Origin of the sequence: Streptomyces sp. NRRL S-337 (assembly GCF_000720175.1) — a bacterium.
In the GTDB taxonomy this organism is placed as follows: Bacteria; Actinomycetota; Actinomycetes; order Streptomycetales; family Streptomycetaceae; genus Streptomyces; species Streptomyces siderophoricus.
On record NZ_JOIX01000033.1, the window covers coordinates 64,671 to 77,780 of the forward strand.

The following is a 13,110-nucleotide window of genomic DNA, read 5'->3' on the forward strand; positions in this document are numbered from 1 at the left end:
GGTCACGCCGGCCTCACGGTGCGCCGGTGATCACCGCGGCGACCGTGCTGCCGGCCGGGAACGCGCCCTCCTCGGCCAGCGTGGTCAGCCCGTACAGCAGCTTCGCGACGTAGACCCGCTCCAGCGGCAGCCCGTGCCGCCGCTCGAAGGCGTCCGCGAACTCGTCCAGTTCGGGCGTGCGGCGGGCGTAACCGCCGCAGTGGAAGCGGTCCTCCACCCGCCAGTCGCCGCGCGGCCCGCCGAACGCCGCCCGCTGCAGCTCCTCGACCGTCCCCGTCAGGAAGTGCGGGCGGCCGCCCTTCAGTACGGCGAAGCCGAGGGCCTGCCGGCCCGGGCCCAGCCCCGCGGCGAGACCGGCCAGCGTGCCGCCCGTGCCGCAGGCCACCCCGACCGTGTCCGCCACCCCGCGCAGCTCCCGGCCCAGCTCCGCACAGCCTTGTGCGGCAAGGGCGTTGCTGCCGCCCTCCGGCAGGACGTGGAACGCGCCGAAACGGTCGTGCAGGGCGGTCAGCACCTCCGGCTCGGACTTGCGCCGGTAGCGGTCCCGGTCGAGGAAGTGCAGCCGCATCCCGTCGGCCGCACAGCGGGCCAGCGACGGATTGAGCGGCGCACCGGCCAGCTCGTCACCGCGGACCACACCGATGGTGCCGAACCCCAGCAACCGGCCGGCCGCCGCGGTCGCCCGCAGATGGTTGGAGTACGCCCCGCCGAACGTCAGCAACGTCCGCGCCCCCGCCGCGGCGGCGGCCCGCAGATTCGGCTCCAGCTTGCGCCACTTGTTCCCCGGCAGATCCGGATGTATCAGATCGTCCCGCTTGAGCACGAGCCGCACCCCGCGCCGAGCGAAGACCTCGTCCTCAACCTCCTGGAGGGGGGAGGGGAGGCGGGGGTGGAGGGCGGCGGTCGGGTCTATCGGGGCGTTCACCTCTCCAGTGTGGCCGCTGTCCGGGCGAGGCCGGGGCTCAACCCACTGGCCACAGGGCTCAGCCCACGGGTACGGCGCGGCTCCACAGCTCTTCGGCGTGCTCCGCGAAACGGCCGAACATCCCGCCGTCGCCCTGACGGCGCAGATGCAACAGCGGCGAGTCGTGACCGACGAGCCGTGCCAGGTGAGGTGTGACCAGCGCCTCGCGGTCGAATCGGAACACGGACAGTGACACATGGTTCACGGCGTCGTCCGCACTGCTGTAGCGCGGACGGTAGGGATGGACATACAGATGTGGCGGGACAGCCGCGGCCGGGCCGAAAGCGCCGCGGAAGCGCTGCGGGCGGCGATGGCCCTCCTCGGCCTTCCGGAGGCCGCCGCGGCGAAGGTGCGGCCGGTGGTGACGCACTCGGGGGCGTCGTACGTCGACCTGGGCATGATCCGGTCCGACCACGCGGAGCAGTTGGCCCAAGCGATCCGCATGGCTCTCATCCGCGTCCACTGACCTCGCCGGGCCGGTCCGGCATCGGTCGTGCCGGCCGGTCGCCGCCGCCGGCCGGGCACGCCGGGTCACAGGTTCCGCAAGGCAGAGCCGGGTACTCCAGCTCGTCCGTCACTTCAGCCGGGCCGCGATGCGGTTGCGTAGGGAGTGCATGGTGAAGCCGCGGGGGTCGATCTTGCCCGGTTGCCATTCCAGGTGGCCGATGACCGAGCGTTCGGTCCAGTGGTGGGCCCGGCAGACGGCTGCCGCGGCTTTTTCCAGGGCCTCCATCTGGGCCTCGGGCCAGGGGTCGTCGCCGTCGCCGAGGTTTTCGCACTCGAAGCCGTAGAAGGCGCGGTTGCCGTCGGTGTCGGCCTCGTTGTCCGGGGGCAGCCGCTTCTCGGCGATCACCGCGCGCAGCACGTCGCCGTCGCCCAGGCCCGCGTGGTTGGCGCGGCCGTAGCCCACCAGGTGCACCGTGCCGTCCTTGGTGATCACGCCGTGGCACAGCGGTCCCGGCAGGTCCGGCCGGCCGTCGTGGCAGACCTTGACGGTGTCCTTGGAGCCGGAGGTGCCGGTGTGGTGCACCATCACGCCGTGCACCGGGCCCCATGGCCCCTTGCTGTTGCGGTTGTGCGTCTGCCAGCCGTCGATTTCGACGACCTTGAGGTCCTCGGCCTTGAGCGCCGCGAGGAAGCGGGCGGCGGACAGCGGTTCGGACATGGCCACTCCGATACGGGACACGGCGGCCGCCGTCCGCGCACCGCCTGCTGTCTCGCTTGTACGGGATGGCGGCGCGTAGGTGGAGGGGAACGCAAAAAAACGGATCGGCCGTTCGGTGGGTGTACGAGCGGTTTCGGCCGAGGGGGCCCCGGCCCCGGGCGGGCTCCGCGTCCCGTGCCTCGCCCGTCGCCTTCCGCTGCGCGCCGTCCACCGGCCGTTGTCCGTCAGCCGTGCAGGAACCCGTCCCCGTGTGCGCTGATGTGTGCTTCGAGGGCGTTGAGCGCCTGCTGGGTCGCCTCGGGGGTACCGCTGCCCCGCTTCTCGGCGTAGTACGCGGCGCCCAGCTTCTTCAGCAGGTCGCCGCCGACGCGGTGCTGCTGCACCTCTTCGACCTTCTGCTTGCCCTGGTTGAGCGCGCTCTGTGCCTGCTCCTTGGCGCGGTCCAAAAACCCTGACATCTGCCACCTCCGTGCGGTCCGTCTCGTAAGGGATCAACGGCGCGGACGGCCGTGGGGTTCCCGTGCCAGGCTGGGGGACGTGGGCGAACGGCGCGAGACGGATGAGCCAGCCGGTGTACTCGGGTCACTCGGCGTACTCGACATGCCCGACGTGCCCGAGGTGCCCGATGCGCCCCGGGGGTACCGGGAGCGGGCGTCGCGGGTGGCCGGTGCGGTGCTGTGGACCAACACCACAGGGCCGGCGGGGCGCCCCGTACTCCCCGACGGCTGCACCGACCTGATCTGGAGTGAGGGCCGGCTGCTGGTGGCGGGCCCGGACACCGGGCCGTACCACCCCGGTGGTGTGCCGCCCGGCACCGGCTTCACCGGGCTGCGGTTCGCGCCGGGCCAGGGCCCCGCCGTCTTCGGCGTACCGGCGCACGAACTGCGCGACCGGCGCGTCCCGTTGGCGGACCTGTGGCCGGCGGCGCAGGTACGGGAGCTGACCGAGCGGGCGGCGGAGCAGGCTGCGGCGCGGGTGGCGACGGGGGTGGGCCGGGTGCTGGAGGAGACCGCCGGGGCGCGGCTCCGGCAGGGCGCGGCGGGGCCCGCGGGTGACGCCCGGACCGCCGCCGTCGCCGCGGCGCTGGCCCGCGGCCGGCCGGTGGCCGAGGTCGCCCGGGCGGTCGCGCTGAGCGAACGCCAGCTGCACCGCCTGAGCCTGGACACCTTCGGCTACGGCCCCAAGACGCTCGCCCGGGTACTCCGCTTCGTGCGGGCCCTGGACCTGGCGCGCACCGGGATGCCGTACGCCGAGGTCGCGGTGCGGGCGGGATACGCGGACCAGGCCCACCTCGCCCGCGAGGTGAAGTCGCTGGCGGGGGCCCCGATGGGGGCGCTGCTCGGCTCGGGTTAGCGTGTGCGCATGGACTACCAGGCCGTTCTCGAGGAGGTAGCGGCCTACGCCAGGCCGTACGTGGGACAGGGACAGGTCGCCGACTACATACCGGCGCTGGAGCGGGTGTCCGCGGACCGGTTCGGGATCGCCGTCGCCGACATACACGGCGCGGTGCACGGGGTCGGCGACTGGGAGGTCCCGTTCTCCGTGCAGTCCATCTCCAAGACCTTCTCGCTGGCGCTGGTGATGGCCCAGAGCCCCGGCAGCCAGGGCGGTGACGGCAACCACGGCGGCAACGGCGCGCGCGGCGGTATCGGCGCCTCCGGTGGTAGCGGTGGTCCCGGCGGTATCGGTGCTTCCGGTGGTCCCGGCGGGGACGACATCTGGAAGCGGGTCGGCCGCGAGCCCTCCGGCACGCCGTTCAACTCCCTGGTCCAGCTGGAGGCGGAGAACGGCATTCCGCGCAATCCGTTCATCAACGCGGGCGCGCTGGTCGTCACCGACCGGCTGCAGACCCTCACCGGCGACGCCAGCACCTCGATGCTGCACTTCCTGCGCGAGGAGAGCGGCAACCCCGACCTGGCCTTCGACCAGGCGGTGGCCGACTCCGAGGCCGAGCACGGCGACCGCAATGCCGCGCTCGCCCACTTCATGGCGTCCTTCGGCAACCTGGAGAACCCGGTCCCCAGCGTCATCCAGCACTACTTCTGGCAGTGCTCCATCGAGATGAGCTGCCGCGACCTGGCCGTCGCCGGCGGCTTCCTGGCCCGCCACGGCCTGCGCGCCGACGGCAGCCGGCTGCTGGAGGCCCGGGAGGCCAAGCGGATCAACGCGGTGATGCTGACCTGCGGCACGTACGACGCGGCCGGGGAGTTCGCCTACCGGGTCGGGCTGCCCGCCAAGAGCGGTGTCGGCGGCGGCATCTTCGCCGTGATCCCCGGCCGCTGCACGCTGTGCGTCTGGAGTCCGGGCCTGGACGCCCGCGGCAACTCCGTCGCGGGCGCCGCGGCGCTGGACCACTTCACGACGCTGACCGGCTGGTCGGTGTTCTGAGCGCAGGGGATTCGGCGAGCACCTGCCCGGTTCCGGGCAGCGGCCGGCCGTTCCGGCTGCCGTTGTGGCCCCCGACCCGCTGGCGCATCGTAAGGGTAGGAGGTGGACCGCCATGGAGCACGAGATCCGCGCCGAGTACGAGGAAGGTCTGCTGCCGCACGAGGACACCCCGGTCAAGCTCTGGCACATGACGCGCATCGGCAGCACCACCGCGATGTGCGGACGGGACCTGGCCCCGGCCGCCGCCACCCAGACGGCCGAAGCCTGGGGCACGCCGAAGGCCGAGCCGTTCTGCTTCCTGTGCGGCGCGCAGTACCTGCGGGAGCAGCCCGGGCATTAGGGGTGCTTCCCAGGGGGCCGGTCACCGGACACTTTCAGGCGCCCTCCGGCCCGTCGCCCGGCTGCTGCGGCAGCGGTGCGAACAGGTCCACCCCGTGGCCGTCCGGGTCCTGGACGACGGCGTAGCGCTGGCCCCAGAACGCGTCCCACGGCGGCTTCTCGCCCCGGTAACCGGCGGCGGTGAGGTCGGCGTAGAGCGCGTCGACGCCGGCCGGGCCGTCGCACTCGAAGGCCAGCCCCGTCGGGGTGCCGGCCGGCGGTGGCGTCCAGTCCGGGTCGATGGCGCGGGCGGTCGCGTACGAGTCCCACATCAGCCGCAGGCCGCCGGGCAGCTCGGCCTCGGCGTGCGGGGCGGTGTCCGATCCCGCCGGGACCACCAGGCCCAGCCGGCGGTAGAAGGCGAGGGCGGCGGCCATGTCGGCGACCACCATGCCGAAGGCGGCACAGCGCGGAGAGCCGGGGGAACGGGGAGGAGTTGTCGTCATGCGGCGAGCGTAGGGAGGCCGCCGGGCCGGGGTCTTGAACGAATCGGACGCCGGCCGGCAACCCGTACGGCCCCAGCCGCCGGCCTTCGGCGGTCGCCGCTCAGGGGCAGCGGATGATCTGTCCCGCGTACGAGAGGTTGCCGCCGAAGGCGAACAGCAGCACCGGGGCGCCGGAGGGGATCTCACGGCGTTCGACCAGCTTGGACAGTGCCAGCGGGACGGACGCGGCGGAGGTGTTGCCGGAGTCGACGACGTCCTTGGCGACCACCGCGTTGACCGCGCCGAGCCGCTCCGCGACCGGCTCGATGATCCGCAGGTTCGCCTGGTGGAGCACCACCCCGGCGAGGTCGGCGGGGGCGATCCCGGAGCGTTCGCAGACCTGGCGGGCGATGCCCGGCAGCTGGGTCGTCGCCCAGCGGTAGACGGTCTGCCCCTCCTGGGAGAACCGGCCGGGCTCGCCCTCGATGCGGACCGCACCGCCCATCTCGGGCACCGAGCCCCACAGCACCGGCCCGATCTCCGGCTCGTCCGCCGCGGTGACCACGGCGGCGCCCGCCCCGTCGCCGGCCAGTACGCAGGTCGTCCGGTCCGTCCAGTCGATCACGTCGGTGAACTTCTCCGCGCCGATGACCAGGGCCGTGGTCGCGGAGCCGGCCCGGATGGCCTGGTCGGCCAGGGCCAGCGCGTGCGTGAAGCCGGAGCAGACCACGTTGACGTCCATCGTGGCGGGCGAGCCGAGGCCGAGCCGGGCGGCGACCCGGGCCGCGGCGTTCGGGCTGCGGTCGACGGCCGTGCAGGTGGCGACCAGCACCAGGTCGACGTCCCCGGGGGCGACCCCGCCGGCGGCCAGGGCCTTCGCCGCCGCGGCGGCCGCCATCGCGTCCACGGTCTCGTCCGGGGCCGCGACATGCCGGGTGCGGATGCCGACCCGGCTGCGGATCCAGGCGTCGTCGGTCTCGACCATCGTGGCGAGTTCGTCGTTGGTGAGCACGCGGGAGGGCTGGTAATGGCCGAGAGCCAGGACGCGTGACCCGGTCATGAGGTCTCCCTGTACGTGGAGCGTTGATACGCGGATCGGGGGCGCGCCGACGGCCGGTACGCGGGCGGGCCAGTGGGGACCGTCGGCGCATGGACTGTCGGTACGCGGATGTTTGTTTCCGCACCAGTCTCACCCGCCGGTGCCGGCCGGCGGGTGAGCGATCCGCCAATGTTCCGGCGCCAGAACTGGAGACTGGTGCCAGAACCGGGACGTCGGGGCAGGTCCGGGCGGTCGCGGGCGTGCCCGGACACCCGCGGCGGGCCCGCCGGGTGGCGTCCCCCGGGGGACCCGCGGCGGGTCCGCCGGTCAGCCGCGGGCGGCCGCGCCGTCCAGGGCCCGGAAGCGGCGCAGCCGGAGGCTGTTGCCGACCACGAAGACCGAGGAGAAGGCCATCGCGGCACCGGCGATCATCGGGTTGAGCAGTCCGGCCGCGGCCAGCGGCAGCGCGGCGACGTTGTAGCCGAAGGCCCAGAACAGGTTGGTGCGGATGGTGCCCAGGGTGGCCCGGGCCAGCCGGATCGCGTCGGCGGCGGTGCGCAGATCGCCGCGGACGAGGGTGAGGTCGCCGGCCTCGATGGCGGCGTCGGTGCCGGTGCCCATGGCCAGGCCCAGGTCGGCGCGGGCCAGGGCGGCCGCGTCGTTGACGCCGTCGCCGACCATGGCGACCGAACGGCCCTCGGCCTGCAGCCGGGCGACCACCGCCACCTTGTCCTCGGGCAGCACCTCCGCGATCACCTCGTCGATGCCGACCTCGGCGGCGACCGATTCGGCGACCGCCCGGTGGTCGCCGGTCAGCAGCACCGGCGTCAGGCCCAGCGTCCGGAGCCGGCGGACCGCCTCCGCGCTCGTGGGCCGGACCGCGTCGGCGACCACCAGCACCGCCCGCGCCGCGCCGTCCCAGCCGACGATGACCGCGGTCCGACCCTGTGCCTCGGCCGCGGCCTTGGCGTCGGCCAGCCCGTCCGGCAGGGCCGGGGACCACTCGTCCAGCAGCTGGGCGCGGCCCACCAGGACGGTGTGCCCGTCGACGACCCCGCGGACGCCGAGGCCGGGAACGTTCGTGAACTCCTCCGGGGTGGGCAGGGTGCCGACGCGGGCCGCGGCGCCGGTGGCCACCGCGCGGGCGATCGGGTGCTCGGAGGCGTGCTCCAGCGCCCCGGCCAGCCGCAGCGCCTCGGCCTCCGGCACGCCCTCGGCCAGGTGCACCTCGGTCAGCGTCATCACGCCCGTGGTGACCGTGCCGGTCTTGTCCAACACGATGGTGTCCACCGTGCGGGTCGACTCCAGCACCTCGGGCCCCTTCAGCAGGATGCCCAGCTGCGCGCCGCGCCCGGTGCCGACCATCAGCGCGGTCGGGGTGGCGAGTCCCAGGGCGCACGGGCAGGCGATGATCAGCACGGCGACCGCCGCGGTGAAGGCGGCCACCGCGCCCCCGCCGGTGGCGAGCCAGTAGCCGAGCGTGCCGACGGCGAGCGCGATCACGACCGGGACGAACACCGCGGAGATCCGGTCGGCCAGCCGCTGCGCCGCGGCCTTCCCGTTCTGCGCGTCCGCCACCAGCCGCGCCATCCGCGCCAGCTGGGTGTCCGCGCCGACCCGGGTGGCCTCGACGACCAGCCGGCCGCCCGCGTTGACCGTCGCGCCGGTGACCGTGTCACCGGGGGAGACCTCGACCGGGACGGACTCGCCGGTGAGCATCGAGGCGTCCACGGCGGAGGAGCCCTCCACCACCTTCCCGTCGGTGGCGATCTTCTCGCCGGGCCGTACGACGAACCGGTCGCCCACACTCAGCTCCGCCACGGGGACGCGGACCTCCCGGCCGTCCCGCAGGACCGCGACGTCCTTGGCGCCCAGCTCCATCAGCGCCCGCAGCGCCGCCCCGGCCTTCCGCTTGGAACGCGCCTCGAAATAGCGCCCGGCCAGGATGAACGTGGTGACACCGGCCGCGGCCTCCAGATAGATGGCGCTGCTGCCGTCGGTGCGGATGATGGCCAGCTCGAAGGGGTGGGTCATCCCCGGCATCCCGGCGTCACCGAAGAACAGCGCCCACACCGACCAGCCCAGCGCCGCCAGGGTGCCCATCGAGATCAGCGTGTCCATCGTGGCGGCGCCGTGCCGCAGGTTCGTCCAGGCCGCCCGGTGGAACGGCCAGGCACCGTACGCCACCACCGGGGCGGCCAGGGTGAGCGAGAGCCACTGCCAGTTGGTGAACTGCAGCGGCGGCACCATCGCCATCAGGACCACCGGGACGGACAGCGCCAGCGAGACCAGCAGGCGGTGGCGCAGCAGGGCGAGGGCGCCGTCGGGCTCCGCGTCCGCCCCCGCCGGCCCGCCGTCCGGCCCTTCGCCCGGCGGCTCGGCGGCCGCCGGGGGCTCGGGGACCGCGGCGGTGTAGCCGGTCCGCTCCACGGTGGCGATCAGGTCCGCGGCGGTGACCCCGCTGGCCTCCGCGACCGCGACCTGCGCCTTCTCGGTGGCGTAGTTGACGGTGGCGGTGACCCCCTCCATGCGGTTGAGCTTCTTCTCGATGCGGGCGGCGCAGGACGCGCAGGTCATCCCGCCGATCTCCAGCTCGACGCCGTGCTCTCCGATCGCGGTGGTCATAGGTGCTCCTCGGTCTGCTGCGACTGCGTACCACGCCTGCGCGTTCCCCTTGTGGAACGTTATACCCCCCGAGGGTATTCCGGCCGAGGGCGGCCCCTCACGCCGCACCCCCCTCCGCCGGGTTCCCGCCCGCACCGCTCCCGTCCCCCGGGCCCGCGCCCGGCCCGCTCCCGTCCACCGCCCGGCTCACCCGCTCGCCCATCTCCCGCAGGTACGCGGACAGCTCCGCCGGTTCGTGCACCGTGAACGCGCGCCCCAGCAGCGCCAGCCGCATCGCCAGCCACTCCAGCGAATCGGGCGCGCTGTGCCAGCGGCACGAGCCCTCGTCCAGCGGCACGACCTCACCCGCCGCCGGCCCGCCCAGCCGCGCGGTCACCTCCGCGGCCGGTGCGTACACCGTGGCCACCGCCCGGTGCGCCGGGGCCATCCCCTGCATCCGCTCCCGCACGTACGCCCCCGCGTCGGCGGCCGGCAGCTCGCGCGGCGCGGTCCGTACGCCGGTGGGGAACGGCTCGCTCAGCCGGTCCACCCGGAAGATCCGCCAGTCCTCCCGGTCGTTGTCGTACGCCACCAGGTACCAGCGCCGGCCCGCCGCCACCAGCCGGTGCGGCTCCACCAGGCGCTTGCTCCGCTCCCCGGCACCCGCCCGGTAGGCGAAGCGCAGCCGCTCGTGGTTGGCGATCGCCGCGGCGAGCACCGTCAGATGCTCCGGATCGACTCTCGGGCCGTCCCCGGCCGGCATCGGGACGGTGGCCGTGCCCAGCGTGCCCACCCGGCGCCGCAGCCGGGACGGCAGCACCTGTTCCAGCTTGGCCAGCGCCCGTACGGAGGCCTCCTCGATGCCCGCGATGGTGTGGCCGGCCGCCGACCGCAGGCCCACCGCGATGGCCACCGCCTCCTCGTCGTCCAGCAGCAGCGGCGGCATCGCGGTCCCCGCCGCCAGCCGGTACCCGCCCACCGCACCCATCGTGGCGTGCACCGGATACCCCAGGTCCCGCAGCCGCTCGACGTCCCGCCGGATCGTACGGGAGGTCACCCCCAGCCGCTCCGCCAGCTCCGGCCCGGGCCATTCGCGCGGGGTCTGCAGCAGGGACAGCAGATTCAGCAGACGTGCCGATGTCTCACTCATGCACCGATGATGCCGCAGGTAGTAGGACGGTCTCTGTCCTACATGGGCCCTAGTGTCGTCGAAGACGTCCCGCACCACCGCTCGCGGACGCCGCACCACCGACCACGGACCCGGAGTACCCATGACCACGCCCGCCCCCGCCGCGCCCGACCGCAGACGCTGGACAGCGCTCGCCGTCGTCCTCACGGCCGCCTTCATGGACCTGGTCGACGCGACCATCGTCAACATCGCGCTGCCGAGCATCCAGCAGGACACCGGCGCCACCTTCAGCTCCCTGCAGTGGGTGACCGCCGGCTACGCCCTCGCCTTCGCGCTCGGCCTGATCACCGGCGGCCGGCTCGGCGACATCCACGGCCGCAAGCGGCTGTTCCTGCTCGGCATGGCCGGCTTCACGCTCGCCTCCGCGCTGTGCGGATTCGCCGCCGGCCCGGGCATGCTGATCGGCGCGCGGGTGCTCCAGGGCGCGATGGCCGCGCTGATGGTGCCGCAGGTGCTCGCGATCATCCACGTCACCTTCCCCGCGCACGAACGCGGCAAGGTCTTCGGGATGTTCGGCGCGGTGATCGGCCTGGGCGCGGTCTGCGGGCCGCTGATCGGTGCGCTGCTCACCCAGGGCGACCTCTTCGGCCTGGAATGGCGCCCGATCTTCCTGATCAACCTCCCGGTCGGGGTGGCCGGCATCCTGCTCGGCCGCCGCTTCATCACCGAGTCCCGCTCCCCGGGCGCGCTGCGCCTCGACCTCGTCGGCACCGCACTGGCCACCGTCGGCCTGCTGATGCTGCTCTACCCGCTCACCCAGGGCCGCGAGTCCGGCTGGCCGCTGTGGGGCTTCGTCTCGATGGGCGCGAGCCCGCTCGTCCTGGCCGGCTTCGTCCGCTACGAGCGCGCCAAGGCCGGCAAGGACGGCTCACCGCTCGTCGAACTCTCCCTCTTCCGGGTCCGGTCCTTCGCGGCGGGCGCCGCCGTCCAGCTCACCTTCGGCGCGGTCAGCGGCCTGTTCTTCCTGATCTGGACGCTGTTCATGCAACTGGGGCTGGGCTGGGGGCCGCTGCACGCCGGGCTGACCGGGGTGCCGTTCTCGCTCGCCTGCTCGGTGGCGGCCGGCATGTCGGTGCAGAAGCTGGTGCCGCGCTTCGGCCGCGCGGTCCTGCAGGCGGGCGCGCTGATCATGCTGTCCGGCGCACTGCTCTACATCTGGGAGGCCGACCACTACGGCACCGCCCTCACCTCCTGGCAGATGGCGCCGGCGATGCTGCTGATGGGCGCCGGGATGGGGCTGATCGTCGCGCCGGTCACCGATGTGGCGATCTCCGAGGTGCCGGCCGCGCACTCCGGCTCGGCGTCCGGCATCTTCAACACCACCGGCCAGCTGGGCATGGCGCTCGGCCTGGGGCTCTCGTCGGTGGCCTTCTTCGGGGCCGTCGGCGGGACGGCGGAGTCCGGCGGCGGGGCGGCCGCGCCCGGCGCCGCCCACCCCGCGTTCATCGCCGCCACCACCCACGCCCTGTGGTGGGTCGCGGCCGGCCTGGTCCTCGTCCTGGCCCTGCTGTTCCTGCTCCCGCGCCGGGCCCGCACTCCGCAGGCGGAGCCGCAGGACGCACCGGAAAGCGCGGCGGAGGAGCGCCCGCAGCCGGTTCCCGTCCCCTGATCAACGGCCCGGGGGCGGCGTCCGCGGGGAGCAAAAACACCCGCTTTGGCATACCGTTCCCGGGCGCCCGCAGGCCATACTGGCCGGGTGTCGATGATCAGCAACCTCCGCAAGGCCGTCCGGCTTCCGCAGCCGCGTACGCGCGGGGTGGACCTCAGCCACCCCGCGCGCTCGCCACTGGGCACCGCCGTGGTCAACTGCGCGGTGTACGTCGACGGCGTGCGGCAGGACGGCAACCAGCCGGCCGACGTGGCGATACGCCGGGTACGGGAGTCCGGCAGAGGGTTCGTCTGGATCGGGCTGCATGAGCCGTCCGAGAAGGAATTCGCCGGAATTGTCGACCTGTTCGGGCTGCATCCGCTCGCCGTCGAGGACGCCGTGTACGCCCACCAGCGCCCCAAGCTGGAGCACTACGACGACTCGCTGTTCACCGTGCTGAAGACGGTCCGTTACGTCGAGCACGACCGGCTCACCGACAGCAGCGAGGTGGTGGAGACCGGCGAGATCATGGTCTTCACCGGCATCGACTTCGTGATCACCGTCCGGCACGGCGGGCACGGCTCGCTGGGGCCGCTGCGCGAGCAACTGGAGCGGGTGCCCGAGCAGTTGGCGCTCGGCCCGTCCGTCGTCCTGCACGCCGTCGCCGACCTGGTCGTGGACGACTACCTCGACGTCGCGGCCGCCGTCCAGGACGACATCGACGACGTCGAGAGCGAGGTCTTCTCGGAACGCGGCAGCGGCGGCGCCGGCCGGATCTACCAGCTCAAGCGCGAGCTGCTGGAACTGAAGCGCGCGGTGGCCCCGTTGGACCGGCCGATGCGGGAGCTGGCGACCCGGTCGATGCGGCAGGTCGACCCGCAGATCAAGACGTACTTCCGGGACGTCGCCGACCACCTCGCCCGGGTCACCGAACAGATCACGGCCTTCGACGAACTGCTCAACTCCATACTCCAGGCCCATCTCGCCCAGGTCACGGTCGCGCAGAACGAGGACATGCGCAAGATCAGTGCCTGGGTCGCCATCCTCGCCGTACCGACCATGGTCTGCGGTATCTACGGCATGAACTTCGACCACATGCCGGAAAAGCACTGGACGTTCGGCTATCCGCTGGTTATGGCGCTGACCGTGGTCATCTGCTGGGTGATCCACCGCGGGTTCAAGCGGAACGGGTGGCTTTGAACGGGTGGCTTTGAACGGGGGGCTTCGGGCGGGGCGCCCGCGGCGAGGCGTCCCCCGTCTCATAGGGCAATTCCCCTAGTACTGCAACCGCATGTGGGGGTTGTGGCCTCGGCGTTGGTAGTGGCAGTGGCGGGCTCGGGCTTGGCTGCGTCTGCGGAAGTGTGACCAGT

The 13,110-nt window shown here is 73.4% G+C and carries 13 protein-coding genes and 1 pseudogene; 6 read left to right on the plus strand and 8 right to left on the minus strand.

Annotated elements, in window-relative coordinates; all coding sequences use genetic code 11:
* Window positions 1-13: 13 nt before the first annotated feature.
* Window positions 14-925 carry a 1-aminocyclopropane-1-carboxylate deaminase/D-cysteine desulfhydrase gene (locus IG62_RS0123025; protein ID WP_030806362.1) on the minus strand — a complete coding sequence of 304 codons (912 nt, stop codon included), beginning with the start codon at window positions 923-925 and terminating at the stop codon, window positions 14-16.
* A 58-nt stretch (window positions 926-983) separates the two neighbouring features.
* Window positions 984-1,193, minus strand: a pseudogene (locus IG62_RS42170) (XRE family transcriptional regulator); the annotation flags it as partial.
* Between the two features lie 12 nt (window positions 1,194-1,205).
* Between IG62_RS42170 and IG62_RS0123035 the strand changes: the two are divergent.
* Window positions 1,206-1,430: a hypothetical protein gene (locus IG62_RS0123035; protein WP_030806365.1), complete on the plus strand. Its 225-nt coding sequence runs from the start codon at window positions 1,206-1,208 to the stop codon at window positions 1,428-1,430.
* 108 nt (window positions 1,431-1,538) lie between these two features.
* Here IG62_RS0123035 and IG62_RS0123040 read toward each other — a convergent pair whose 3' ends face one another.
* Window positions 1,539-2,129 (minus strand): N-acetylmuramoyl-L-alanine amidase, encoded by a 591-nt coding sequence (locus IG62_RS0123040; protein ID WP_030806368.1) that lies wholly within the window; start codon window positions 2,127-2,129, stop codon window positions 1,539-1,541.
* Window positions 2,130-2,353: 224 nt separating this feature from the next.
* Window positions 2,354-2,587: a hypothetical protein gene (locus tag IG62_RS0123045; protein WP_030806371.1), complete on the minus strand. Its 234-nt coding sequence runs from the start codon at window positions 2,585-2,587 to the stop codon at window positions 2,354-2,356.
* Window positions 2,588-2,729: 142 nt separating this feature from the next.
* Here IG62_RS0123045 and IG62_RS0123050 point away from each other — a divergent pair, with 142 nt between their 5' ends.
* From IG62_RS0123050 to IG62_RS0123060, 3 genes are all read left to right on the plus strand, one after another.
* On the plus strand, window positions 2,730-3,482 hold the full coding sequence (locus IG62_RS0123050) for a helix-turn-helix transcriptional regulator (RefSeq protein WP_030806374.1): 753 nt from the start codon (window positions 2,730-2,732) through the stop codon (window positions 3,480-3,482).
* A 9-nt stretch (window positions 3,483-3,491) separates the two neighbouring features.
* Window positions 3,492-4,517 carry a glutaminase gene (locus tag IG62_RS0123055; protein WP_030806377.1) on the plus strand — a complete coding sequence of 342 codons (1,026 nt, stop codon included), beginning with the start codon at window positions 3,492-3,494 and terminating at the stop codon, window positions 4,515-4,517.
* A gap of 112 nt (window positions 4,518-4,629) precedes the next feature.
* The gene (locus IG62_RS0123060) at window positions 4,630-4,857 is read left to right on the plus strand and encodes a hypothetical protein (protein WP_030415993.1); all 228 of its coding nucleotides are present in this window, start codon (window positions 4,630-4,632) and stop codon (window positions 4,855-4,857) included.
* A gap of 34 nt (window positions 4,858-4,891) precedes the next feature.
* On the opposite strand, the gene IG62_RS0123065 is transcribed toward IG62_RS0123060, so the two are convergent.
* The 4 genes from IG62_RS0123065 to IG62_RS0123080 form a co-directional block, all read right to left on the minus strand.
* Window positions 4,892-5,341, minus strand: a complete 450-nt coding sequence (locus IG62_RS0123065) for a VOC family protein (protein ID WP_037839049.1) — start codon at window positions 5,339-5,341, stop codon at window positions 4,892-4,894.
* 100 nt (window positions 5,342-5,441) lie between these two features.
* Window positions 5,442-6,380 carry a beta-ketoacyl-ACP synthase III gene (locus IG62_RS0123070; RefSeq protein ID WP_030806382.1) on the minus strand — a complete coding sequence of 313 codons (939 nt, stop codon included), beginning with the start codon at window positions 6,378-6,380 and terminating at the stop codon, window positions 5,442-5,444.
* A gap of 306 nt (window positions 6,381-6,686) precedes the next feature.
* The gene (locus IG62_RS0123075) at window positions 6,687-8,984 is read right to left on the minus strand and encodes a heavy metal translocating P-type ATPase (protein WP_030806386.1); all 2,298 of its coding nucleotides are present in this window, start codon (window positions 8,982-8,984) and stop codon (window positions 6,687-6,689) included.
* A gap of 97 nt (window positions 8,985-9,081) precedes the next feature.
* A complete protein-coding gene (locus IG62_RS0123080; RefSeq protein ID WP_051798447.1) occupies window positions 9,082-10,113 on the minus strand; it encodes a helix-turn-helix transcriptional regulator in 1,032 nt (343 codons plus the stop codon).
* Window positions 10,114-10,234: 121 nt separating this feature from the next.
* On the opposite strand from IG62_RS0123080, the gene IG62_RS0123085 reads away from it, so the two are divergent.
* Window positions 10,235-11,761 carry an MFS transporter gene (locus IG62_RS0123085; protein WP_030806391.1) on the plus strand — a complete coding sequence of 509 codons (1,527 nt, stop codon included), beginning with the start codon at window positions 10,235-10,237 and terminating at the stop codon, window positions 11,759-11,761.
* A gap of 93 nt (window positions 11,762-11,854) precedes the next feature.
* Window positions 11,855-12,940 (plus strand): magnesium and cobalt transport protein CorA, encoded by a 1,086-nt coding sequence (locus IG62_RS0123090; RefSeq protein WP_030806393.1) that lies wholly within the window; start codon window positions 11,855-11,857, stop codon window positions 12,938-12,940.
* Window positions 12,941-13,110 lie beyond the last annotated feature (170 nt).